General features: G+C 43.3%; 19 protein-coding genes and 1 pseudogene. 2 read left to right on the forward strand and 18 right to left on the reverse strand.

The window, feature by feature from the left end; all coding sequences use genetic code 11:
* Window positions 1–41: 41 nt before the first annotated feature.
* The 6 genes from ABID99_RS18100 to ABID99_RS18125 form a co-directional block, all read right to left on the reverse strand.
* Window positions 42–1,136 carry an alkene reductase gene (locus ABID99_RS18100; RefSeq protein ID WP_373614662.1) on the reverse strand — a complete coding sequence of 365 codons (1,095 nt, stop codon included), beginning with the start codon at window positions 1,134–1,136 and terminating at the stop codon, window positions 42–44.
* A 212-nt stretch (window positions 1,137–1,348) separates the two neighbouring features.
* Entirely contained in the window at window positions 1,349–1,939 is a 591-nt protein-coding gene (locus ABID99_RS18105; protein ID WP_373614663.1) for a TetR/AcrR family transcriptional regulator, read from the reverse strand.
* A gap of 174 nt (window positions 1,940–2,113) precedes the next feature.
* A complete protein-coding gene (locus ABID99_RS18110; protein ID WP_373614665.1) occupies window positions 2,114–2,692 on the reverse strand; it encodes a TetR/AcrR family transcriptional regulator in 579 nt (192 codons plus the stop codon).
* 27 nt (window positions 2,693–2,719) lie between these two features.
* Window positions 2,720–4,012, reverse strand: coding sequence for a TolC family protein (locus tag ABID99_RS18115; protein ID WP_373614666.1), 1,293 nt, complete (start codon window positions 4,010–4,012; stop codon window positions 2,720–2,722).
* 10 nt (window positions 4,013–4,022) lie between these two features.
* Entirely contained in the window at window positions 4,023–7,130 is a 3,108-nt protein-coding gene (locus ABID99_RS18120) for an efflux RND transporter permease subunit (RefSeq protein ID WP_373614667.1), read from the reverse strand.
* 9 nt (window positions 7,131–7,139) lie between these two features.
* Window positions 7,140–8,204 (reverse strand): efflux RND transporter periplasmic adaptor subunit, encoded by a 1,065-nt coding sequence (locus tag ABID99_RS18125; RefSeq protein ID WP_373614668.1) that lies wholly within the window; start codon window positions 8,202–8,204, stop codon window positions 7,140–7,142.
* Between the two features lie 290 nt (window positions 8,205–8,494).
* Here ABID99_RS18125 and ABID99_RS18130 point away from each other — a divergent pair, with 290 nt between their 5' ends.
* Window positions 8,495–9,085: a TetR/AcrR family transcriptional regulator gene (locus ABID99_RS18130; RefSeq protein WP_373614669.1), complete on the forward strand. Its 591-nt coding sequence runs from the start codon at window positions 8,495–8,497 to the stop codon at window positions 9,083–9,085.
* A gap of 71 nt (window positions 9,086–9,156) precedes the next feature.
* Here ABID99_RS18130 and ABID99_RS18135 read toward each other — a convergent pair whose 3' ends face one another.
* Together ABID99_RS18135 and ABID99_RS18140 are read right to left on the reverse strand one after the other, a co-directional pair.
* Window positions 9,157–9,501: a hypothetical protein gene (locus ABID99_RS18135; protein WP_373614670.1), complete on the reverse strand. Its 345-nt coding sequence runs from the start codon at window positions 9,499–9,501 to the stop codon at window positions 9,157–9,159.
* Window positions 9,502–9,527: 26 nt separating this feature from the next.
* A complete protein-coding gene (locus ABID99_RS18140; protein ID WP_373614671.1) occupies window positions 9,528–9,791 on the reverse strand; it encodes a TraM recognition domain-containing protein in 264 nt (87 codons plus the stop codon).
* A 66-nt stretch (window positions 9,792–9,857) separates the two neighbouring features.
* On the opposite strand from ABID99_RS18140, the gene ABID99_RS18145 reads away from it, so the two are divergent.
* A complete protein-coding gene (locus tag ABID99_RS18145; protein WP_373614672.1) occupies window positions 9,858–10,415 on the forward strand; it encodes an ABC transporter permease in 558 nt (185 codons plus the stop codon).
* 856 nt (window positions 10,416–11,271) lie between these two features.
* On the opposite strand, the gene ABID99_RS18150 is transcribed toward ABID99_RS18145, so the two are convergent.
* The 10 genes and pseudogenes from ABID99_RS18150 to ABID99_RS18195 form a co-directional block, all read right to left on the reverse strand.
* Complete coding sequence (locus tag ABID99_RS18150) at window positions 11,272–12,870, reverse strand: M1 family aminopeptidase (RefSeq protein ID WP_373614673.1); 1,599 nt, start codon at window positions 12,868–12,870, stop codon at window positions 11,272–11,274.
* A gap of 25 nt (window positions 12,871–12,895) precedes the next feature.
* Window positions 12,896–13,831, reverse strand: coding sequence for a M1 family aminopeptidase (locus tag ABID99_RS18155; protein ID WP_373614674.1), 936 nt, complete (start codon window positions 13,829–13,831; stop codon window positions 12,896–12,898).
* A gap of 212 nt (window positions 13,832–14,043) precedes the next feature.
* Window positions 14,044–14,202: a hypothetical protein gene (locus ABID99_RS18160; protein ID WP_373614675.1), complete on the reverse strand. Its 159-nt coding sequence runs from the start codon at window positions 14,200–14,202 to the stop codon at window positions 14,044–14,046.
* 83 nt (window positions 14,203–14,285) lie between these two features.
* A pseudogene (locus ABID99_RS18165) lies at window positions 14,286–14,417 on the reverse strand (NAD(+)--rifampin ADP-ribosyltransferase); the annotation flags it as partial.
* A gap of 216 nt (window positions 14,418–14,633) precedes the next feature.
* A complete protein-coding gene (locus tag ABID99_RS18170) occupies window positions 14,634–16,604 on the reverse strand; it encodes a hypothetical protein (protein WP_373614676.1) in 1,971 nt (656 codons plus the stop codon).
* Window positions 16,605–16,716: 112 nt separating this feature from the next.
* Window positions 16,717–18,174 carry a hypothetical protein gene (locus tag ABID99_RS18175; RefSeq protein WP_373614677.1) on the reverse strand — a complete coding sequence of 486 codons (1,458 nt, stop codon included), beginning with the start codon at window positions 18,172–18,174 and terminating at the stop codon, window positions 16,717–16,719.
* A 57-nt stretch (window positions 18,175–18,231) separates the two neighbouring features.
* Window positions 18,232–19,830: a solute:sodium symporter family transporter gene (locus tag ABID99_RS18180; protein ID WP_373614678.1), complete on the reverse strand. Its 1,599-nt coding sequence runs from the start codon at window positions 19,828–19,830 to the stop codon at window positions 18,232–18,234.
* A gap of 22 nt (window positions 19,831–19,852) precedes the next feature.
* Window positions 19,853–20,863, reverse strand: coding sequence for a winged helix-turn-helix domain-containing protein (locus ABID99_RS18185; protein WP_373614679.1), 1,011 nt, complete (start codon window positions 20,861–20,863; stop codon window positions 19,853–19,855).
* 135 nt (window positions 20,864–20,998) lie between these two features.
* Window positions 20,999–22,621 carry a RagB/SusD family nutrient uptake outer membrane protein gene (locus ABID99_RS18190; RefSeq protein WP_373614680.1) on the reverse strand — a complete coding sequence of 541 codons (1,623 nt, stop codon included), beginning with the start codon at window positions 22,619–22,621 and terminating at the stop codon, window positions 20,999–21,001.
* A 17-nt stretch (window positions 22,622–22,638) separates the two neighbouring features.
* Window positions 22,639–25,749, reverse strand: coding sequence for a SusC/RagA family TonB-linked outer membrane protein (locus ABID99_RS18195; RefSeq protein WP_373614681.1), 3,111 nt, complete (start codon window positions 25,747–25,749; stop codon window positions 22,639–22,641).
* Window positions 25,750–26,162 lie beyond the last annotated feature (413 nt).

The raw sequence follows: 26,162 nt of genomic DNA on the forward strand, positions 1-26,162 counted from the left end.
TTTTTTATGAGTGCTGTTGAATACTGCTTTTTTGATTATGCTTATTGGGCCAGTGTTGGATAATCGGTATAACCTTTTTCACCAGGCGTATAAAATGTCGATGGATCGGGCTGATTGAGGGGCGCATCTGTCTTAAAGCGTTCAACAAGATCTGGATTTGCAATAAAGGGAACCCCGAACGATACCAGATCGGCATCACCGTTGTTCAATACCTGGCTGGCTGTTGCTTTGTTGAACCCGCGGTTAATGATGATAGTGCCATCATAAAGTGGGCGGTAACGTTTGGCAACTTCTTCAATACCCCAGGGATTGCCCGATATATTGGTAAAAGGCTCGGTCAGGTGAAGATAAGCCAGGTCATATTCATTCAATTTGGCAACGATGTAATCATGCACAGCCACAGTTTCTTCGTCAAGCATCATGCCCTGGATACCGTGAAGAGAAGGATTTAGTCTTACACCTACTTTCTTGATGTTGATCACCGTATATAGTTCATCCAGTATGTCAAATAAGATGCGGGCACGGTTCTTTATCGAGCCGCCGTACTGATCCTGGCGTTTATTGGAGTAAAGATTGAAAAACTGGTGCAGCAGGTAGCCATTGGCGGCATGCAGTTCAACACCATCGAAACCCGCTTCTACCGCGTTTGCGGCAGCCTGTTTAAAATCGTTAATGGTCTTTTGGATTTGCGCCGTTGTCATCTCCCTGGCATCAACTGTGTCTTTGAAGCCTCCGGGCGTGAATACTTTGGCAAGCGGATTTAATGCCGATGGCGCCAACGGAAGCGCCCCGTTAAGCAGGTCTGGGTGCGATATACGCCCTACGTGCCATAGCTGGGCGAAAATTTTGCTGCCCCGCTCGTGCACCGCATCGGTGACCAGTTTCCAGCCTTCAACTTGTTGTTCGGTATAAATCCCGGGCACATTAACATACCCTACAGCGTCACGGCTGACGTAAGTTCCTTCGGTGATGATCAGGCCAGCCGAAGCACGTTGCTGATAGTAGCGTGCCGTTAATTCGGTGGCCACACTTCCGGGGTTAGCTGACCGGCTGCGGGTCATAGGTGCCATAACAATGCGGTTGCTCAGTGCAAGGCCATTTAAATTATAGGGTTCGAAAATTATTTGATCATTCATTGTTTTTAGTTTTAAATCATGTCAGATATCCTGACCGGCATCATAGCCATTCTTGTTATTTTTTATTTTGTACTTTTTAGTATATTTTACCCCGTTTCAAATCCCTTGATTATATATTTTAAGGAATCAATCGTAAATAGTTACTTTTTTAATCTTTTTATCCCATTCGGTCAATAAAAATACTTTTTAGTATATTTTATACCAATAAAAACTCACACCACGTAACTTTCCAATTCCGCTTTTAGGCTTTTGATCAAACCGGCCATTGGTTTGGCCGTATTCATCGACCTGCACATGACAACGCCGCCTTCAACAGCAGCCACCGCTTTGAATGCATAAACGACCGGATCGAGTTTTTCTGAAAACTCACCGTTAGCGATACCCTGATTTAAAATACTAACAAAAAGCTCCTGGCCGTGTCGGATGACACCTGCTATCTTTTCCTTAATGACCGGAAAATTATCATCCGATTCTACCGCAATATTAAATATTGGGCATCCACCTTTAATATAGGTATTTATAGGATCTTTATAGAAATCGAGAAAAGCAAACACCTTAGCCTTTGCCGTTTTGCCTTTGCTTATGGTATACAACATTTTTTCGCCGTTATTTTGCAGCATGTGATCAACAGCCTGTACGGCCAAGTCTTCTTTACCTTCAAAATGGCCGTAAAGGCATCCTTTTGTCAGTTTCGCGGCAGCAAGCACATCGTCTATATTCGCCCCAGATATTCCTTTCTGATTGAAAATAGGCGCAGCTGTTTCCAGAATAAATTGTTTTGTTCTCTCCGCTTTAGTAAGCATATTAATACCATTTATAATCCCCAACAAAAATATACTAAAAAGTTTATTTTAAAAATTCTTAAGCACTTTTTAGTTCTTTATGAATTGAATATGACAATCCTTGTGTTTCAATAGTTTAACAGAGGTTTGGCTATTTTATAAGCCTGATATTCATTTATAAGATAGCATAAAGGCTTACTCATAGTTTTCAAGAATACGCCGCCCATCATTTGATATAACTCCATTTATAAATAAGTGGAGTGCTTCAAATATTTCAACTTGAGACTTTCTATTATTAAATAGATATAAGTCTGCTATCGATACGTAAATTGCGGCGATCATTGAAACATCTAAGCCTGGCCGATAAATCCCCTTTAAAATACCGTCAGTTAAATTTAACTCAATCACTGTTTTCAGGTGATTGTTTTTAAATTCTCGGACTGCACGGAGCGCTCTCGCGTATTTTTTTAACATAACGTCGTTAAAAATATGCCTTAAGGCTATTAGATAATTAAAAAGACTCCGTTGAAGAACTAACTCTTGCACAGGATTGTCTGAGGCATCGATATTTGAATGAATGATATTCTTAGACTGTTCGATCAGATGATCAATTACCGCTTCTACAAGAATTCCTTTATTGGAAAAACATTGGTATATAGTTTTCTTGGACATACCCGAGCTTTTTGCCAGTTCATCCATCGTTACACTAATTATGCCACGATCAATAAAAAGCGCAGTTGCATTATCAATCAAAAGGTTTCGCCTGGCCTCCATTTCAACTTTTTTTTGTTCCTATATTTTTTAGGGATGATCTTCAGTTTTTGCAGTCACATAATTATAAATAGCAACCCTTACATAGAAATCGGCAAACGCAGTTACCACCGTGCTGGACGCCTGCTGATAAGCGGTTTGGGCATCAAGCACCTCTGAAATGGTTGCTAAACCAGCTTTATAATTGTCCTTATTGACTTTCAGATTTTCCGTAGCCTGCTCAAGGTTATCTTTTGCATAGGTGATTTGTGTAATCTGATCCTGCATGTCATACCAATAGCGGATAATGCCTACTCTAAGTTGGTTTTGCCCATCCCGGAAATCGTTCTGAGCTATTTGTTCATTAATTTTTTGCTTCTGTACTTTTTGCTTTCCTCGGCCCCATAAGCCGTTAGAGATAGGAATACTTAATGTAACAAAGCTTGCCGGGGCAAAGTTGCTCTCGATACCGCTGTTAACTGATCCGGTTTGCGATGCACTTAAACCTATTGCGAGACTCGGTAGGTTGTCGCCGTTAGCTAACCGCGTCTGCAACTTTTCGCCTTCTATACGTTTTGTAAGTAATTGATAATTGGCGTTACGGTCCAGACTTGTATCTGGTTGAACGCTTGGGATTACTGGGAGTCTATTTTTATTAAGTGTATCCTGCATGACCATAAGCGAGTCGAATGGAAGACCCGTATACATTGAAAAGTCAAGCAGAGCCACCCGTCGGCCATTTTGCAGCTTGCTTTTATTAACCATTAACTGGCTAAGCTGCACTTTCACTTTTAGTAGATCGTTCCTTGCTATTAAACCAGCAGCCAGCATATCTTTCTGCATTTTCAATACTTCGTTGAGTAATGTTTCATTAGCCAGTATGGTTTTTTGTTGTTCCTGTATATTCACCAGGTTCCAGTATTTCTGCTCAGTTAGCAACATTACAGAATCAGCTGATTGTTTTCTCCTGATCTGGCTCACTTGTAACTGCAATGCTGCCAATTGGTTACCCGTTTTGATTTTACCACCTGCATATAGAGATTGCGTACCAGTTACGCCAACCAGGTAGAAATTGTTGATGCCTTTTTCTAATAGGGGTGGCATTGCAGATACGAAATCTTTAAAACCCAATAACCCTACTCCGGTTGCGCTGACTGAAGGGAGATAGTCTGACTTCGCTGCCGCTATATCAGTTTTTGCCGAAGTAATCCTCAATTCACTGTTTTTTAAAGTGTAACTGTAGGCTATGGCAGCCTGTTTACTTTCCTGCAGAGATATGACATGGTTTTGGGCGTCCACCTGTAGACAGGTTAAAATAAATATTGAAAATAAGAATGTTTTCATGTTAATGAGCTTATACAGTTACAGGTTCCGGTGTTTTACTTTCTGAAACTCTTTGATCTTCCTTGCGGAAGAACAGCCAGTAAAGGGTTGGTAATACGAATAGTGTGAGCAGCATGGAAACCAGCAAACCGAAACAAATCACAGTACCGAGCGGCCCCCAAAGTGATGACCTGCTGACAACCATCGGTATAACACCGACTGCTGCGGCTGAAGAGGTAAGGAAAATAGGGCGCATCCGTCGTTCCGCAGACAGTTTTGCCGCCTCGAAGACCGATTTGCCACCATGTATCCGCAATTCTTCGGCAAAGTCTATCAGGATGATACCGTTACGTACCACAATCCCGCAAAGGGCAAGTAATCCAAGAAATGAAGTAAATCCAAATGGATAGCCTGCCACAAGTAAGCCGAATGAGGCTCCAAGTATGCTTAGCGGCATGGTGGTTATACTTAACAGAGCGTGTTTCAAGTGTTTAAAGTGCCAAAGCAGAATAAGAAATATGAGTATAATACTTACTCCTAATGCTATACCCATCGGCCCCTGGTTTTCGCCTTGCAGCTCAAACTCACCCCCATAGTGAATCTCAACGCCTTGCGGGAGTTTGATCTTTTCAATGGCTGGCTGAATATCCATTAACACACTATTTGCCACCGCGTCCTGAGTTACGTCCATTCGTACAGTTAGCGTACGTACGCTATTCCTGCGGGTAATTTGCCCATCGTTCCACTCGGCATTCACGTCAGCTACTTGCCTTAGCGGTATAACTGAGGTTGTTAGAGGTGAAACGATATTAAGATTCTGTAGATCTGCAAGACTACTTCTGGCAGATTTTGGCGATTTGATTTTTACATCTACAGCATAGGTGTCTTCCCAAAGTTGTGTCGCGGTAATACCTTCTGAGTGCATCGATATTGCATTGGCAATATCACCTTTGCTCAGTCCAAGCCGCGCCGCTTCCCCCGTTTTTACATCGACTTGTAGAGTTGGCTGCATTTCGTTATAATCAGTCCTGGCCCAGGTCACCTGTTTATGTGTCTTGCCGATGGCCAAAACTTGTTCCGCAACTTGCTTTAAGGCAGGGATATCGTTTCCGCTGATCCTAACCTCAATTGGCGCAAGCGCATTGATCATATTCAATTGTTTCATACGCACATAAGCAGAGGGGAACAGATTACTGTATTTACGTTGATAGTCTACGATAACCTCTGCTGTAGCGTCCTCAGATTCTGTTTTAATTAATATCTGTGCATAATTTTTAGCTGGTAGATTAGGAGCATACACTGAATGAAAACGCGGAGAACTGCTGCCGATGAAACTGGTATAATTAACTATACGCTTGTCTTGTTTTAATATCCGCTCCATGCCTTTCACCACGCTATCTGTTTGTGCCAGGTTGTAGCCGCTGGGCAGATAGATCTCCATCGCAAATTGATTCCGTTCTACTTTGGGGAATAATTGTTGTGGCAATACGCCCATTATAGCGATCCCAACAACCACGGCCATTGCTCCAAAAAAAATGGTCAGCTTATAGTGTTTCATCGAATTGCCGATATGGCTGTTAAAGAAATGCTGTAACCGGTCAAGGAATGATCGCTTTTCATCGTCTTTACCATGCAATAGCCCTTTTTTAATAAAGAGCGTATTGAAAAACGGCACCAGCAACATGGAGATTACTAACGATAGTGTAAGTGCGATCATAATAGTTACCGGAAAGAGCCTAATAAAATCTTTGGACACGCCGGTCATGAAAAAAGCAAGCGGAACAAAAGTCGCCGATATAGCCAGGGTGGCGGTGAATACAGAAGGGAGCAATTCCTGTGCGCTGCTTTTGGCGGCCTCCCATATCGACATGCCGTGATCCAGTTTTTCCACATGGTTATCGATCACTACGATCGGATCGTCTACGACGATCCCCAACACCACTATCAATGCCGCGAGTGTTACAGTATCCAACTCGATGCCGGTCATATACATAATAGCCAAAGTAGCGGCGATTGTAATTGGGATAGTAGCAGCTGCAACAGTGGCTACTCTTAAAGGTAATAACAGCAGGGCAACCAAGACTACACCAATAAGGGCAAAAGCAAATTCCTTCATGAAATGACTAATTGAATCATCCACTACCTGCGGTTGATCCGCCAGCTTAACCAACTTAACATCAGATGGCAAATGCCTGCTTATTTTGTCTATTCGCTCGTCCAGCTCTTTGCCAAACTGGACAATGTTTTTTCCGGTTATCATCTCCAGGGAAATCACGATGGATTTGGTACCGTTTGAGGTAACGTAATTGTCCGGCTCATCATATTCCCGTTTCAATGTTGCCACATCTCTTAGACGGACCGAGTTCCCGTTAGCGTCCTGCCTTATGATCTGTTCGGCAAGCTCTGCTTCTGTTTTATAAAACGTATTGAGATGGATAGGCTCATCTACTACTTTGCCCTCTTCTTTGCCGGTGGCATTTATGGCGCCTTCGTTTTGCAGTATCTGTATAATATTGTTTATCGATACACCTTTTTGTATCAGTTTGTTGTTATCCACATAAACCGTTACCTGCTCATTCAGGTTCCCAGTATGCGAAATTTTGGCAACATCCTGTACCTGCCTGAGCTCGGCTTCAATATCTTCCACATTACGAAGCAGTTCCTTATAGGGTCTGGTTTTTGATTCAACAGCCATCACCATTGCCGATGTATTTCCAAACTCACTGTCTATATAAAATCCCTTTACTTCTTTGGGTAACTGGCTTTGTAAAACGAGCATCCCGTTTTTTATCTTATTCCAGAATGCCTTGGTTTGTATAGCATTCAAATTATCGGCAACCTCAACAAATACATACATCACACCATCGCGTGAATACGAATATGTTTTTTTCTTGTTGACTTCGTTATTGCTGAATAAGTATTCCTCTACTTTCTTAGTCAACTGTTCTTCTACTTGTTTTGACGAAGCGCCAGGATATTGACCTATAATCAATCCTTGTCTGATAGTAAAATCAGGAAACTCGTTTCTCGGCATGTTGAATAGTGCGGCAATGCCAAGAATGAAAAATATAGCAGATAGGGCGAGCGGGAATATATGGTACTCCATGGCCCATTCAATTAAATTACCTTTCTTTTTCATAGTCTGCGGTTATTTACTGATGGTGACAGGGGTTTGATCGGCAAGTTTCTGATAACCGGAGGTAATCACCTGCTCGTTTCCAGCCAGGCCAGACTGGATGACAATACCGTTACTGTAAAGCTGCCCTGTTGTTACATCCTTCCGTATCGCTTTACGGTTCGCGTTCACTACATAAAGAAAGTGGCTCCCTTTTTCATCCACCTGAACGGATTGAACAGGAACAATAATTTCTTTACTACCATTGTTAGATGAAGTAGCAGCATCAGCTGCTTGGTTAAATACCACTTTGCAAAGCATTCCAGGTTTTAACTTCATATCACTATTGACCAGGGATATTTTAAGATTATAATTAGCGCTGCCGTTAAGTGCCAAAACACCAACTTCGGATACCTTGCCCTGCAACGGCTGACTTCCCAAAGCATCAATTTTTATCGCAGCCGGAGTTCCTGTTTTATAACGGTTAATCTCACCTTCGGGAACAGCAACCAATACCTTCACTGAACGAGTATCAAGTAACTGCAAAACGGTCTGTCCCGGGCTTGCAACAGCTCCTGCTTCAGCTTTTTTTTCACCGATATATCCGCTTGCCGGTGCATAAAGACGGGTGTGGGCTATATTCTGGTAGGTTGCATTTGTGGCAGAAGTCGCCTGTTCATAATTTGATTTCGCCTCCAGCATTTTTATTTCAGCGACACTGCCTTTTTTAAATACCTCATTAATACGGGTATAATTTTCCTGGGCGAGTTTAGCTTGAGCCAGTTGTGCATTATACTGATTGCGGTATACTGTTTCATCTATGACTCCAACCAATTGTCCTTTTTTTACATAGTCACCGGTCTGTATCGGAAGGGATAGAATGGTTCCTGAAACCTGAAAGCTCAAGTCAATTGTCTTATCTGCTTCAAGAGTTCCATCGTAGATAGTATGATCACCGAGTGACATAGGTTTTGCTCCCAGAGAAAATACATTTACGGCTAAAGTGTCCGGGCCAGTCTTTTGTTCTTTTTTGCCTGAACAGCCGGATACCCAGATAGCTACCGCTATTGCCCCTGCAAGTGTAAATTTGGTTTTCATATAATTAAATTGAACATTATTTGTATTTATGTCGATAGCTATTTCAATATTTGATTACCCGAAATTGACCGCGCTGGATTATTGAACATTAAAATTCAGTTTAATATCAGGCATATTCCCTCTAAATCAAGGATATCTTTGAATAGAGGACATGTTTGAATAATTCGACAATTATACACTATTTGTTTTATGTTTTATTTAATCTTTATGTCATTTAATAAAAAAAATGCAAATACGGTAAGCTTTGAAGTTTAGAAAAGAACAAACAAAAATTGTATTTTTGTCGAATTATGAATGTGGAGCAGAACGATATTATAAGAGAAGAAATCATTGCGGGGGCCGATGCTGTATTTGAGCGTTACGGTTTCGTAAGGGTGTCTATGCAGGATATATCAAATGAATGCAAAAAAGGGCGGAGTACACTTTATCATTATTTTAAGAATAAAACGGAGGTGCTTGATGCCTTATGCCACAAAATATTTTCCCGATGCCTGGAGGAAAGTAAAGCTACAATAAGTAAGAGGCGTTCTTTTTCGGCCAACATAGAATCATTTAACGAGGTAAAGATCAGACGTCTGCGAGAACTGGTTTTGAAATACAAACTGGTGATAGAGGACATGAGGCAGGACCCCTCTTTGCTGATTATGCAATCCCGCATTATGGCTGAAGAAGAGATTCAGGCTATTAAGCTTATGATTAATTGGGCTATGGAAAACAAAGAAATAACGCCACTGAGTGTAGAAGACAGCCAGTTTTTGGCGGAGACTTTGCAAACTGTTTTCAAGTGTTTTGATCAGGAAATCATTCTTTTTGGCAGGTTTCCTCAATTTGAAAGCAAAATAACATGGTTAGCTCAGATTTTACACAAAGGTCTAAGCTAGTAATCCGGTTTAGTGATAGGATATAATTCGTGGGTCTTATGGTCTTTTTGGAGAGGGGCCTACATGTCAACTCACATCGACATTGACTCGCCTTGTTCCTCATTACTTTCCATGTGATCTGAACTTAAAGTTTCATTTATCCCCCTCTTGACAGATTCATCTTGCTCTGTATCATTCTTGGCTTTTAGTAAAGCCAATTCAAAAAAAAGCAAATTCTGAATATCTTCCTTGACTTTGTGATAATTCTCGCGGATATCCTCATCGGTTACTTTAGTAATAACTGGGATAGATCTAAATGATGCTTCTTCATTAGCAATAGCATCATGATCATTTTGTATGGTACTATGGAACATTTTCAGGCTAATCTTTTGTTCCGGATTATCTGCAACCATACCGACAAACTCGCCCGATGACAATGCCGCAATTTTAGAAGCCGGTATCGCTAATCCAATTGCGTGGCTTTGGAAAAGGAAGTGTCGCCACTATTAATCGTTAAGCTGTTCTTGTCCTGTACGATCTTGCCGAAGTTATCTGCCAAGGTTTTGGCGGTATCGCCTACTACCTGCCCGCAAACGATATTACCCACAATACCCATAATCATATCTGCCTGCTCCGCGCCGTAACCTTTCTTTAATGGACTAAAATCCTGGACCGCCAAAGTCGTCGCCACTTTATTGCTGCGTGCTGTCGCGATTAGGCTATCCATGTTGTAGTGAAAGATTTCAATTATCAATCGCTCAAAAATGCAGTTGGCGGCTATGTTTATTACACAATGAATAAAGCGCCTGAATCGTTAAGGACTTTATTGGTAAGGTATAATGCAAGGGATTTATCGCGGCTTATACGGCAGGTACAGGATAAATTTAAAACCGACCTGCCCAATTCCAGTTTCGACTATGAGTTTTTGGATACACATATTCAAAACCTGTATACCTCTGAACAGCATACGGCCAGTATCGCAACCGTGTTTTCGCTGTTGGCTATATTTGTTGCATGCTTAGGGCTGTTTGGATTAGCCACATTTATTGCGGAACAACGAACAAAAGAAATAGGTATTCGGAAAGTACTTGGTGCAAGTGTGCCAGGAATCACCAAATTACTGACAGGCGACTTTTTGAAACTGGTAATGATAGCTATCTTGATCGCATCGCCCATTGCATGGTATATGATGAATAAATGGTTAATGGCATTCAGCTATAGAATAAATATAAACGCCTGGGCTTTTGTCATTTCAAGACCCACAGCGGTTATATTTGCGTTGCTAACTATTAGTGCACACGCTATAAAAGCCGCTTTGGCCAACCCGGTAAAGAGTTTAAGAAATGAATAAACCTGCCTTCAATTTCTTAAAAACCAGTTAAAGCAGCCTGGATAAAATAACGCCCCGTCACGCTATAGGTGATATCTTGAACAGCTTTGACATATCCGATGATTAGATGTATTATTCCTTCTATATCACTATTGACCTGGCATTTTCAAATTTCTATTTTTCCTTTTCTGCTTTTGTTGACAGCCCCGGAGATATCCATTACGGTAAAACCTTGATCCCATTAGCGGAAAAGGATATGAAGAAAACGACACCTTGCTCTTAAAGCCCTTAATGGAAAAGTATTTTAAAAGTATTTAAAAATCAGGACCGGTTCTACATTAGGCAAGGTTCATCCAAGTAGTATTAGTATCCACGTTGAAGGAAAAAGAAATTTTCATATGGCGATGGCTCAGTAAATCAAATTACGTCGCAGATTGCCTCTTAAAAAATATTGCCAATAAAGTTGACAACTTTCCTAAAATTGTACCCTAAACGAAGTCGAACCAGCACAGCTTCAACAGCTTTAGCGATTAGCCCATCTGTGAATTCCTTTATATTAGGTTGGCAAGTTTTTATTTTTTAAAATAGCTATATCTTTCTTAAATAAGTACAGGCGATTTGATTATTTATGGGTGATCCGTTAGGTGACCTCTAATTGAATAAAAATACAAAACATTGATTTACAGCAGAAGTTAAATATATTATTGTTGCCTGACTCTTCAGTTCCATTAGTATCTCTCACGAACTATCGTCTGCCGGCCAGCTTTTGATCTCTTTGCCCTGTCCGGTAACCCAAGCCCGGCAGATCGGTACCCAGCCGTCCGGAGGCAACGTGTACAAAAAGCTGATCACATAATTCGAACTATTTATCAGCAACTCACCAAACAATGCTTTGCGCCCGCATCACATGATCAGCCCCCTGTAATAACTTATTCATTAATTTAGGATCCAGGTCAGGGTGTGCTTTGATGTAGGCATTCACCATGCCTGCCACCTCAGCAGATTGATAACTTCCGAGCGTAGCATTGATGAACGACTGCGGAAAGAAAATATCGCCTGTCGCCTGGACCTCTTCCAGCAGGTTCAGGCTTTCCGGCACATATCTTAGGGCGGTCGACTGCCTCAACGGATGATGAAGGTAACCTAACGCAGATAATACCCATGACTCCTTTGCCCGGTTTTTGCGTTCTTTTAAAGTATTAAAAAAGGCATCACGCTCACTAACATCCGGGGATAAAGCCGGCATCAGAAACTCCAGTCTTTTTTTGCGGTCTGCATTCTTTATGCGTTCTTCCTGCTGTTTCAATACCGGTGTAAGGGTATCACTTCTCAGGGTAATGCCAAGAGCCATACCGGTATAGTCCTCTTCCGTCAGCTTCACGCCATCCGGCGGAAGCTGATCCTTCCAAACCTCATAAATACGTTTCGCAGCGGATTGGCTTTGATAAATATTTTGATAAGCACTGAACAGGACCTTTTTGTTATTAGCGGCCGGCTGCTGCTGCATAGCCGTCCATAACAGTTGCTCCAGGATCTCTGCACACGCGTTGCGGCTAGCGGGCGTAATGAATTCCCAGTACAAGGTAGCGACATAACCTGTTAACATCCGCAGATTTGTTTCCTCTTTCTCCAGGCAAAGGCCTTTCTCAAAAAGTTCCAATAGACCAGTTGGCGTATAACCTGTTCCATTGAGCATGTTCTCATAAGCATTGATGTAAATAGCCGCACGCTGCACCGGGCTTTTCAAAGCGAAAAGCTGATCCGGCCGAAGATCTTTATTAACGGGAAACAAACCGTAGCCCAACCCGTTGGAGTTGTAAATGATATAAAGCGGTTTCGCTTTACCAACCGCGTTTTTCAGATTGATCACCTGCGTGTTTAAATTGACCGGGACAACCTCCTGGTGATCCGCATAAACCAAAGCGAGTTCAAATAACTGCGGCCAGATCCGATTTGTCCCCTTCTCTGCATGTTGGGAAACAGAGAAACTGCTGATCTTGTCACCGGCATACTGCACCTCTGCATTGATAACCGGCCTGCCCGTTTCATTGACCCAGACATTGTTCCAGGAATCGAGATCAGCCCTGGTATGATGCCCCAGACAGGCAACCATTTCAGGCCAGCTGGCGTTCCCGTAAGCGTATTTTTTCAGATATTCCCTTACCCCTGCCTGGAAATTATCCGCCCCCATCAATTGTTCCAACTGGCGCATCATGATGGGCGCTTTATGGTAGATGATATTGCCATACATAGAGCCCGCATCCAAGAGATTATCCAGCTGCTGACGGATAGGGTTCGCCCCTGCTGTCCGGTCTACCGCATAGGCAGCCGGATAATGATCCTGTACAAATTTAAGGTTAAAGGTCTCCTCGCCCATCAGTTTTTCCGTAACCTTGTCTGCCATAAAATTGGCAAACACTTCTTTCATCCAGACATCATTGAACCAGCGCATGGTGACCATATCGCCGAACCACATATGAGCGGTTTCATGGGAAATCAGGTTAAACCCGGGAAATAAGCTGTTCCTTCGTCGCCGCATCGTCCAGAAAAAGGCTTGAGGCCTTATACTGCACTTCCCCCGGATGCTCCATGCCGCCGAACTGGAAATCAGGGATAGCAACAAAACCGGTCTTTTGAAACGGATATTTAATCCCCGTCCAGTTTTCCAGGAAGTTGATTGCCCGGCTATGCAAATCAAAAACGCTGTCCAGGCTCAGTTTGATTTTCTTTTCATCCGTTTCCCGGTAGAGGAATTCCATATCCCGGCCACCTATACGTTTCTTAACCGACTCATATTGACCGGCCGTAAACGAAAACAGATAAGTCGGCAATTGATCGCTGGGCATAAAATGATAAATTTTATAAAATCCCTCCGCGAGGGAATCTTTCAATATCCCATTGGCAAGCACCTTCCACCCTGCCGGCACACGAAGACTTAATTGGAATATCGCTTTGAGGTCGGGCTGATCAAAACAGGGAAAAACGCTGCGGGCATGATCCGGAACAAAAAGCGCATACAGGTAGTCATCGTTGCGGTTGAGCGAAGCATTCCCCGCTATAAAATTAATTTTAATTTCATTAGCCCCTTTTTTTAATGCCGGTGTTTCAATTAAGATATGTTCATGTTTCAGGTTAACCGCTGCCGGGTGCCCATTGACCCCCATTTTTATAACCTGGCTTACCGGCTGCTTAAAGTCGAGCTGCAACGGCTGGGCATTATCGGAAAGGCTGAAACTAATACTAACACTCCCGTCAACCGGGTCGTTCTTCAATTCAGGAACCTTAAATTCTACCTTATATTTTATATTGTGTACAGCCGCCTTACGGTACTTAGCCAGAGACAGCGATACGCCCGGCTGAACAGGTAATGCGGTCTCCTGTGCTGAAACGAAGAAGTGCGATAAAAGGATCGCGGTTGCGGTTAAAAATATTTTCATAGCTGGGTAGCTAATATACGCTGTATAAGACTTTCGTACCGCTTAAATTCAAACACAAATAATTCGTTAGGGATCGCAGTAAAGAGCCTTTGAAAAGACGATATAAACAATGCTTAAGCAAACGTCCGATGAACTTAAAATGGCCGGATATCCGATCAGCTTTTACGAGTTTTGGGAGTTTATAAAAGTTCGGGGTATCGTTAAAACCCCGCTTAACGGGAGCTGCCCGGCCTTCCGAGCAGCGCCTGGGCGGTATCTGTGCTTTGCACATTCATGACAAATACCACACCACTGATATCCGGCTTGATATACCATTGCTCTATAGCACCGATCAGGTACAATTTCACGGTAGCCGGCACTTCTTCCTTCATGACGGGCAACCGCGTGGCCCGATCCTGTCCTTTTTTTGTCCGGCGGCCGATGGGCAACATTTTGGTTGTAGGCGCGGTCAGATCGTTCGATAAGAGCGAGTCGGGTTGCCCGGAAACTTTTCGTTGGTCACATTGGGGTTGTCCTCGAAGCAGCAGGTGGGTTCAACAATATAAACATGCGCACAACCCTTGCTCTTGGCCAGTTCAGCAGCCAAGCCTTCAATAAGACTGGACCTTACGGTAATCCAAGAGGTGGGACAATCTGCATAGTGCTTTCATAAAAGATGAATCCCCATTAAAACAGCTTAGATATCTCATCATCATAACTTTGAAATGCACTTCAGGCATATTGATGTAGATTGAAATTCATGCCGATCCTGTCACTAATCGGTAGTTCAAACTTATCAAAACCAGGATTTTAATACACTTTCTTAAACGGATATCTTTACAGCATCTCCATTTTTAACCACGTACCGGTAACTGTGGTCGTTACGTGTAATGGTAACTAACAGGTGACTCGCATCCTTTCTCTTTACCGCCAGATCGAAAACCGTACCGAATGCATGAATATTCTCCAGGCTCATATGATCCCAGGCGTGGGGTAAGCGGGGAGTGCAATAAAAGCTCTTGAAACCGGTGGGCTTCATCCCAAACAAACCTTCGGTAAAAATGCGGCAGTACAATCCACTCTCGGCCGAAAGATGGCGTTGGTTGCCTTCCGGGTAAGCCTCTACGGCATATGGAACATGCTCACCTAAAAGTCGCCGCTGTGAATAGTACTTCAGAAACCTTACAGCCTGTTCGGTTTCGCCCGCCTGTAATACGCCACGAAGTGCATATAAGGTTGAGCGGTCCCAAAATGTACCATTGCCGGTTTGGGTGGCCAGGCCATCGGCTGTCCATAGCTCGTGCGAAAACAGGGCATCTATCGTACCCCTGCTGCGGTCATAGATACCCATGGTTAACGGAACACAGATCCAGGAGCGCAATAGGGTGTTGGTTTCATAATATTTATAAGTATGATAGCCGGCTATATCAGCCCCAAAGTATTTTTCAATAGCATCTTTAAGCGCCGCCGCTTTTTTTGTGTATTGTTTTATTTCATTTTTTGGCAGATGTAGTTGCTGAGCTAAAAAACTTGCTGAGACCAGGGCATCGTAATACAAACCATTGGTAGATAAATTGGCTTTACCTGATGGAAACCTACCTTCCAATTCATCACTTTGCGATTCTACTACCCCTTGTTGATTAATGTGCCTGCGGTTATACTCCAGACACCATGATATTAACGGCCAAAGTTTTTTTGCCGAATCGATATTTCCTAAAGTAAGTGCATAGCGGGATGCGCCGTAAGCTATCATGGCCTGATCGCCCCTATCACCGGCGCCCTTCCAGACCGTATCGCCTTCGGCTACGATAGAGCTTGGCAGGGGCTGATAATCGGGATTCATATAACCGGCAAACAAGCGGTATGCGTTCATAGCCGATAGGTTGCCTATCCTATCCCCCGAAAAAGCAAAATAAGGATTAACATATTCGGCCTGATCATTAGCCCAGATAGCTGCGTAATACGATAAACCGCCAGGCCCATGCATATAACCGCTCTTTGTTTTAAAAATGCTTTCTGTAGCCCTGATCTTGGCAAATGCAAACATGGCGTTCAAAACACTATCGGGTGTTTTCAATTGTAAAGGGCTCAGGATCTCTTCAATACGGTGTTGCCGCGCCTGCTCTTCAAGATCGGCCCTTACGGGCATTAGCAATTCTGGATGATCAGTAGCCTGGTAGCCGATAACAAACGTGTATGATTGGCCGGGCTGCAATATTTTGCTACCATCATTTACCGATTGCATAATAACCGTATGCGGCGCGCCTTTACTTTTAAGGCTATCTGTAGTTACTTCGCGCTTTAAGTGCTCCATCGCTACCGAAACCGGTTTATTGCTAACGTTGGTAAACTTATAAGTTTCAAGAGACATTGGTTTATCTGTTGATGGGAACAGGCTGTGCTCAATACTAACCTGCTTTAACCTGTCTGCGCGGTAAGCAATGCGCATAAAGCCGTGCTGGTTAATACTTTTCACCGGTAAACTTATTCCTCCTTTTGCGGCATCGGGCCATAAAAGTTCATCATCAACGTACATTCGTGGCAGGGCATTGTCATCAAATGTATACGCGATGTGGCTCCGGGTATCATCAGGAAGCATCCGGAATGTCGGGAAAACTACCGTGCGTGAAAGATGGCATAAACCGGCTTCATCCACATTATAAGCAATCCATAAGGATACTTTTTCGCCCGACATTTCAATATGATCAGCATGTGGGAGACGACCGTTAATGTTCCAGGTGATACTGCCGTCGGGTTGTAAAACCCACCTGTCGTTCTGTTGTGGTAGAACCAATTGCTGCGCCGAAACTAAACGCAGTTGTACTAGAAAAACGAGTATGATTAAGCAATGTTTTCGCGAGCAAAAATTCATTAAATAGTAGTAGATATGGATGTAACTGACTTTATTATTTCACACTGATTTTAATATGCTGACCGGGCTTAACTGTAACTTCAGCAAAGGATATGTATTTCCCCCAATTGTCGGTTACATGTTTAACAGGCACCGGCCTGCCGTTAGCATAGGCCTGTTTATAAGTACCATAAAACATTGCTTTCCAAATGATCTGTAATTTGCCATTATTGTTTAGCGAAGATTGTTGTGTACCCTGATGAACAACATTGATCATCGTACCGAGCATGGGTAAATTACTGATAGCTGCATCACCGTTACCGGTTGTTTTATAAATGGTAGTAATGCTTTGCGAACGGGCATTGGGCGTTATCCCCATCATGCCCTGTACAATGCCTTCAATTACACCAAATGAAACTTCAGGATATTCCCGTCTTCCGGTATTTTTATCAGATAGATACAACAGGTAATCGCGGGCCTTATCCCAGGAGTCATTATTATAAAATATTAAGGGCAGGTAGGAAGTATTTTCAACATTCCAGGTTTTGGAGGCCAGGTGAGACAGCGTTTTTTTGATACGCGTAGTATCTTTCAAAGCATCAAACCAAAGCAAAAAAGTCTCGCCTTCGTCCCTGCCAAATTTGCCATCCCTGCCGTAATAAGTAAAATACAAATTATCCCTGGTATCCCACCAATCCGCCTCTAATTTGTGCCTATACTTTTCGGCTTTCAGGGCGTAGGCTTTCGATTCGGCCAGTTTACCTTTGCTGGCCAATATGGCCGAGTACGTTGATAATCCCTGGTAAAGGGCAGCTAACAGGTCGGCACCGGTTTTTAAATTAGGTACGCCTTCCGAGTAGGAAGGTAATCCCCGGCACCGGTGGAACGGATCACTTTCATTAAAAGGCACAGGCGCATTAGGGTGCGCAGGCCTGTTCAACAAAGAATCTGCCGACAGCACCCAGGTATCGATATAATCTTTAACTGTTTTTTCCTGAAAATTGACAAATACCGGATCGTTAATATAATATTTATTACCCGTCCACAAATACATTCGCCAACTGGCATACAGCACATCAAAATTAGCCGGGAGATTATACCAAAACTCGCGGTCGTTCCGGTAATCTTCGGGAGCAGGCTTACCTGTCTTATTCATCTCCCAGTATGAACACCAGTTTTTTGAAGCGGATATATTGCGGGCAAATAGCGTGAGCATGTTGTTATTTTCGCGCTTTAAGCCAAGTATCTCCCCGCCTATGCTTTGGTGGGATACATCACGCATACAAAAGGCGTCGCGTGGCGGGAGCGCCGATTCGTACCAGGGTCCTACCGGGTCGGCAGGATGTCCTTTATAATGCAGCGCCATATCTTTGGCCCAGGCAAATGCCTGTTCTATTCTTTTATCAGATGAGGTAAATTTTACGTCCTGGGCAAAAGATGGCAAACTGCTAAATATGCACAGCATTACCGCGGACGCCAAAAGCCTGTGAATTAAGAAAAGTTGAAAATTCATAATTGGTCTATTCTGGTCTATTTTATAAAAATAGATAATTTTATTTATTGTCCAAACTTATTTTGCAAGTACAAGTGGAGAAAACACAATAAACATCAATACCATGATCAGCAATAATATACAACTGTAGATATGCCGGTTTTTCCATGGCTTAATATCAACCAGGGTATTGATCTGCAGTTGATAGGGCTCTGCCATAGGAAAAAACTTACCGATAAGCAGCATCAGCCCACAGGTTATCAAAAATAATATGGCGAGGATATGCAAAAAGTGGATATGCAGATCAAACACTGTTTGTGTAAGCGCATAGGTTGTAATAAAAAAGGCCAACCCGATGCTCGCTGCTTTGGCGGGCACCCTCTTGGTAACCAACCCGATAAACATAATGGTAAAAATGGGCACATTAAAAAAGCCGTTCACCATTTGTACATAAGTGTAAAAGCCGTTTTTTACGAATATGATAAAAGGTGCAATGAACATAGCCAGCAGGCAAATCGCTATCTCAAATAGTCGCGCTGCGCGGACCATATGCCTCTCGTTAGATATTCTGCCGTTCTTTTCCGTCCAGGGTTTATAGATATTTAATATAAACAATGTACTTGAGCTATTAAGACCAGCATTAAAAGTAGTGAGGGCTGCGCCAAAAATGATAGCAGCGATATAACCCGCTATAAAAGGCGGCGATACAAGACTATCCAGTTTCGGGAATACCTCGGCTGTATTATCTAAATGCGTAAAAACATGCACAGCTATCAGGCCCGGCAAGTTTAGCAATAACGGCGAGATCAGCTTACCCAAACAGGCTACCGCTATACCCTGCTGGCTGCTTTTTAAATCCCGCGAGGCTAAAACCTGTTGAACTATATATTGCTCGGTACCCCAGTAATACAGGTTTACCAGCAGCATGCCGGTGAATAAGGTGCTGAATGGGATTGGATCGGTAGCCGTACCAATGCTGTTTAAATGCTCACGGTGGTTATTCAGCAAAATATGCAGCCCCTGCATCATATTGCCCTCCCCCAGGTACCGTAAACCCAAAAATGGTAACAAAAACCCTCCGGCGAATATACCAAAGCCGAGCAGGGTATCTGAGGTAGATATCGCCTTCAATCCTCCTAACAATGAATACAGACAGCCGATTGTTCCCATTATCCAGATCAGGATCCAGATGGTTGTCCAGTAATCGGTTTTCCAAACATCAGAAAAATGGAACAGGCCATTGAAAGCAACCGCACCACTATATAAAACCGATGGTAAAAGGTTAATAATGTAACTTACAAGGAATATGCAGGAAACCAGCTTTCCAATGCCTGCGCCGTAACGGGCGGTAAGATAATCGGGAGTGGTTGAAATACCCAGCTTAAGATACATGGGCATCAAAAACTCCGATACCAGCAGCATAGCCAGCACCGATGTCATGCCCCAGGCCATTACAGACATATTGTGCGTGTAGGCCAGCTCGTTTTCGCCTATAATAGTGGCGGTATTGATATTAGTAAACAGCAGGCCTCCGCCAACCAGTAAAAACCCCAGGCTCCTATCGGCAAAAAAGAAACCATTAAGTGTGTTGAGCTTGTTTTTGCGGGTTTTATACCAGGATAACAGGCCAACTATACCTGTAAAAAAAAGAAAACTGGTTAGTATGGTCCAATTCACCTCGCCCTGTTTTTGGTAAAAATTAAAGTGTGCTCCGTTCAAATAAAATGGTTGGCATCGTTAAGCTGATCTTTTCTTTATTGACGATAGCCCGCCCGGCCAGCGTACCCATACGGGCAAAATCGGCCGAAAAAGTAGTAATGCCGATGATCTCCTTGGCCGGCTCATCATTGCTCGATAGTACACCCACATCTTCACCGGGAATAAGTTGCATGCTTTTACAATCGCGCATAATTTGCCATAAAGCAAAGTTGTCTAAGGTAAAATAAACTTTCCCCTTTTCAACCGAACCATGGGTATACTCCTTAATGATACGCCCTTTGATGTTAAAATCCTTCAGGAATTTCTTAAACGATGGTACGATCTCTTTCGGATCGAGCGACGCCGGCGAATGATAAAATATAATCTCATTGAACTTTTTGATCTTAGGGGCCAGTTCGGCGAAGATACGGTATGATGATTGGCCAAACTCCTGGGTAATGTGGTTAAAATCGCCATCCACAGGTTCATACCTGTCAAACATCAGGAATTTATTTGGGGGGATAGCTCGCAGCAGTTCTTTTGTTTTTGGATGAGGGATAGGCGCTATTACATACATGCCATATTTTCCCCTGATCTGGTTAAGAATGGTTTCGAATATCTCGATATCACCATGGTGAAAGTAAGGGTTTAACCGGATATTAGGACCAAGCTCATAACGAAAATTGCGGTAAAACTGCTCTTCAAAGCTATCCAGATTATACATTAACAGGGCTACATTCAGTGTTTGTTCCGCGTTACTGTTGGCCACAAAATAGCCATGCCTGTTTTTGGATTCAACAATGCCCCTGCTAATCAGTTCACGATACGCTTTGATGATCGTCTCCCTCGAAAACCCCAACTCCTTAATCAACTTGTTTACAGATGGCAGCATCTCGTCCTGGCCTATAACCTTCTCGTTAATAGCGTTGATAATGCCCTGCACAAACCTATCGTGTTTGGAATAGGAAGGGATATCTGTAAGCTTTTTGATCTCCTGAAAAATTTTATCCATTGTGCCAGTACATTTTAGCCAAAGTAAGAAAAAGGCGGCAAACCCGTCGCTCTTTTTCGCCGTTACCAATCGGCCTGTAATTCCGATCGGATACAAATGTTTGGCAGCCGGGGCTGCCAAACATTTGTATTTTAATTAATACCCGGGATTTTGTTTTAGATTTTTATTCAAATCTATCTCTGTTTGAGGTATTGGGAATAAGTAATTTTTAGCTGCATTAAATACACGCGGTGTTCCTACTTTAATAGTAGTGCCCGGCATAAGGGTCAGCGCGCCATTAGTTTGGCTCACGCTCCCTTGCAAACTGCCGGTAACCTGCCCGTTCATTACCTGCTGACCAATTTGCCAGCGCTGGATATCAAACCACCTCAAGCCTTCAACTGCCAGCTCAACCCGACGTTCACGGCGTAATAAGGTGCGTAAACTTGCCTGGTCGTTATATTTGGTCTGATCAACAGCAGGCATGTTTACGTCAGGACGTTTTCGTACCGAGTTGATATCATCATATACCGTAGCATCGATTTTATTGCTTTCGATCTTGGCTTCGGCATCCATCAATTTAATTTCGGCAAAACGAATCAGAATTACATTCATGCCTACCTGGTCCATGTTCGGGAAGTCGGCAATTACAGGAGTATATTTCCTTAAACCATAAGCCGATGGACTACAATTGTTATCGCCCCAATGGTCGATAGTTTTAGGACTGCCTGACAGAGGATCATAGTACTGCCCGTAAGGCAACCTGCTGCTATATTGCGCACCCGGATAAAAAACGGTTGCGCTCAACCTCGGATCGCGGTTTTTATAAGGTTGCGTTGGATCATATCCCGATGCAGGATCATCAATGGTTTTACCGTTGCTTGTTTCATAAGCATCTACCAGGCTTTGGGTTGGAGCTATGGAGTTATAGCCTCCCAATGAGTTGATGGTCATATTCCTGGCCCATCCAAAGTTATTATCGCTCGCTTTAAATTGAACATCCAGTATCACTTCCTGGTTGTCAGCAAAAGGCTGGCGGAACAGATTAACATAGCTTGGATAAATGCTATAGGTAAACGGCGGCGCCATCAACGCCTGGCAATCGGCAATACAGTCGGTGTACATTTTATTAAAAAGCTCAATCCTGGCTTTTAAAGCAATGGCAGCACCACGGGTTACACGGCCAATATCACCACCTGAATAGCTAACCGGCAGATCGGGCGCAATGGCAGTAAGTTCTTTAAGTATATAGGCTACAACATCAGCCTTGGTTGCCTGTACCACTTTATTGGCCTCATCGGGCGAAACATTGTGCTCAACCAGCGGAACTGCGCCATATAACTGGCTAAGCGTAAAATACTCGTAAGCCCTTAAAAAACGGGCCTCAGCAATAAGCCTGGCCTTTAATGTGGCATCCATATCGGTGCTGCCAACGTTATCCAAAAACCAGTTACAGGTTTGGATACATTTATAATTCCATTTCGAGTATCCCGTATTGGTTGGGGTTGCTATCCCCGCCGAAAGCGACAGCCAGTTTTCCCAGGGGAACTGATCGAACGTGTTATCAGAGTTATTATCAGCAAAAATTCCGTAGTAGCCGTTGTTGCTGCCTCCCCATTTAGAATAGCAGCCATTTAAAGCAGCAAGGGCATCGTTGGATGATTTCCAGAGTACGGTATTGGTGTACGAATCTAATGGCGCTCTGTCTAGGAAAGCCTTTCTGCATCCCGATGCGGCCACCGAACCTAATATAATTACGGTTATGAATATTTTTTTCATCGACATTTTTTTAATAATTAAAATGATACCTCGATACCAAGGGTATTAGTTTTTAACTGCGGATAAGATCCGTACGCGTTGTTACCGGCGCTGGTTTCAGGATCAACCCATTTATAAAAGCTGGTGAACGTGAGGATATTCTGCCCGCTGTAATAAATCCTCACTCCTTTCACGCCTATTCGCTGCAGTGGCTTGCCTGGAATGTTATAGCTTACCAATAAATTTTTGAGCCTTAAATAAGAAGCATTCCTAACCCAAAAAGATGACACAAAGTTCTGCGGATTATTTTGCGAATACGTTGACCATAACCTTGGGAAAGTAGCCGAAGTATTTTCCGGAGTCCAGGCATCGAGCAATGCCTTAGTCGGATTGCCGATGTTAGGCTGTTGCAATGAACCTAACTCGAAGCCCTGAACATAGTTTTTAACACCCAAAGCTCCCTGAAAAAAGGCACTTACATTAAAACCATGCCAGCCAGCGCCAAGTGTAAAACCAAATGTTGTTTTTGGGAAAGGCGTACCCAGGTATACACGATCGTTACCATCAATAACACCATCGGGTGTGCCGTTAGGCCCGCTGATATCTTTGTACATCAAATCGCCTGGACCAATAACACCACCACTTTGTTTAGCATGCTGGGCTACCTGTTGTTGCGTCTGAAAAATACCTTCAACCTGGTAACCGTAAAAGGCTTTGATAGGCTCGCCAACAACCAGTCCGCTCGAGATAGAGCCGGTACCGGCCAGATCAGTTATTTTATTGGCTATGAATGACGCGTTTACCGCTATGTTGTACGAAACACTACCGATTTTATCGCGGTACGCGGCAGCAAACTCCCAGCCTTTGTTGCGCACCGAGCCTGCGTTTTGGTAAGGTGTGGTAAAACCATAAACATTGCTGGCAGGCAGTTGCAGCAGGATATCGTGGGTATTTTTAACAAAATAATCGGCTGTGAAGTTCAATTTACTGTTCAGCAACTCCATATCGAAGCCAACGTCGGTAGTGGTCGATTTTTCCCAGGTGATGAGCGGATTAGCGCCGTTATTTAGTGCAATACCTGGTGCCAGCGTTTGGTTAAATGAATAGTTTTGCCCGCTTGAAATAGTTGAAATAGCAGGATAAGGACTAACTATATTCAGCGCGCCCATACTGGCCAGCGTTTGACTGCCGTTATTGGGATTTACCAAAGTTTGGTTACCCAATTTACCCCACGAAGCTCTTAGCTTAAGCAAGGGAATAGTACTGGATAAATATTCGAAAAACGATTCTTTGGAGATATTCCAACCGGCGGAAAAAGAAGGAAATACGCCCCATTGTTGCCCCCTGGCAAAACGGGATGAACCATCATCGCGAATATTAGCTTCCAGCAAATACTTATCATTGTACGAATACCTTACACGACCAAAGTAAGAAAGCAATGCTAATTGACTGGCGGTACCGGCATTTTGCTGACCAAGGGATGGTGCAGCGTCAATTTGCGACAGCGAACTATTTAAAAAGTTTTGCCGATAAGCATACAGGTACTGGTAATTGGTAAGCTCTTGCGAGGCGCCCGCTAATACATTGATGCTATGTTTGCCAAAAGTCCTGTCATATTCCAGCAAACCCTGCAGGTTGTAGTAACTGTTAACCACATTGGCATTAGCCAGTGAGCTTTGACTAATGGTAGTAAGTACCGATGAAGGATTTTTGGGATCGTAATAAACATCAGCCGGTTTAAACTCCTGCGCGGGATTTGTATTATGCCTGTATGCGAATGAAGGCTTGAAATGCAAACCTTTAACTGGTTCCCAATCTGCACCAACATTACCGGTAAAAAGCGTATTTTGATTATTGTTATACCCCGGCGAATTAAGCCAGGCAATAGGGTTACCAAACGACAGGTAGTTATAAACTCCGTTTTTATACTGGTTTACCACTGTGCTGCTCATGGCAGCCGTTGTACCTATAATACCGCCGATATCGCCGCCACCCAAACCATCAGGCGCTTCAGTTGGCGCGTATAAGAACGATAAGTTGGCGTTAATATTAAATTTTTTTGTTAAGGCCGAATTGATATTCATACGGGTAGAATATCTTTTGAAATTTGATTTCGCGATAATACCATCCTGCTGAAAATAACCGAGTGAAAAGGCGTACTGGGTTTTCTCATCTCCCCCGCTGATATGGACAGCATGATTTTGCTGAAAGCCGCTCCCTTTGTATAGGAAACCTTGCCAGTCGGTATTGGGGTGCGTATCAGGGTCAGTTTGATCTTTAAACTTGGTGATGTCGTCGGCTGTCCAGTAAGGAGTTTGACCTTCGTTGGCCAGAGCCTGATTGTAAAGGGTAGCCGCCTGCCACGATGGTAAAAAATCGGGCAGGTTCGATGGTTTCTGTTTACCAAAATAACCATTATAGTTTACCTGCATTTTGCCGCTTTTACCGCGTTTGGTAGAGATCAGTATCACGCCATTAGCAGCTCTCGATCCGTAAATTGACGCTGATGCCGCATCCTTCAATACTGAAACAGACTGCACATCATTCGGGTTCACATCTGATAAACTACCAATGATCCCATCAACCACCACCATCGGATCGCTGTTGTTTAACGTTCCGATACCGCGGATATTAATGTTACCCGAAGTGCCCGGCTGTCCGCCGGTTGTAGTAACGGTAACGCCGGCCATGGTGCCCTGCAAAGCGTCATTAAGATTGGTAACGGGCCTGTCCTGCAGCTCCTTTGAGCCTATTGAGGCTACCGAACCGGTCAGGTTAGCTTTTTTTTGCGTACCGTAAGCTACCACAACAACCTCATTCAGGTTTTTTGTTTTTTTATCCGGGACCATGATTACGTTCCCATCCCAGTTGGCGGTGACTTTTACCGTTTGTTTTTCATAACCGATAAAAGAAAATAAAAGAGTGGCATTTTGGGGCGCACTGATCTTATAAGCCCCATCAGTACTGGTAACGGTGCCTTGCGAAGTGCCCACAAGGCTTACACCTACCGAGGGCATAGGTATCCCCTGCTCATCCTTCACGAGCCCCGAAATTGATTTAAGCTGCTGGGAAAAAGCTTGTTGAATGCTGCATAACATAACACAGCAAAACATAGCAAGCCCCAGTGTTTTAGGTACTTTTCTTTTCATAATTGATTTTTGATTTAACTGGTCTATTCTGGTCTATTATGATATAAAAGTAGAAACTTTTTAGACACCGTCAAACTTTTTTTAATAATTTGATAGCGGGGGATAATATTGGAAGATAGTTGTTGTAGCAATATTGCATTAACGTAATCAATATGCACGATGAAAGATATAGCGGATATTATCGTCCAACGGGCAATGCAGCAATAGATTCTGGCAGAATTGCCGAACTGAATTGATTGAACTCCATCAAGGAATGGCAGAATCGTCCTCTGGAAACTGTGTACCTGGTTATCTGGCTCGATGCCATGCACTTCAAGTACGCCATGAGGGGATGGTAAAAAGTCGGGATATCTATTCAGTAGCAGAACTGGCGACGCTCACCATATGATGAGGTTCGGCTGAACCAGTAACGC

The sequence above is a fragment of the Mucilaginibacter sp. OAE612 genome (assembly GCF_041806395.1).
GTDB classification, from domain to species: Bacteria; Bacteroidota; Bacteroidia; order Sphingobacteriales; family Sphingobacteriaceae; genus Mucilaginibacter; species Mucilaginibacter rubeus.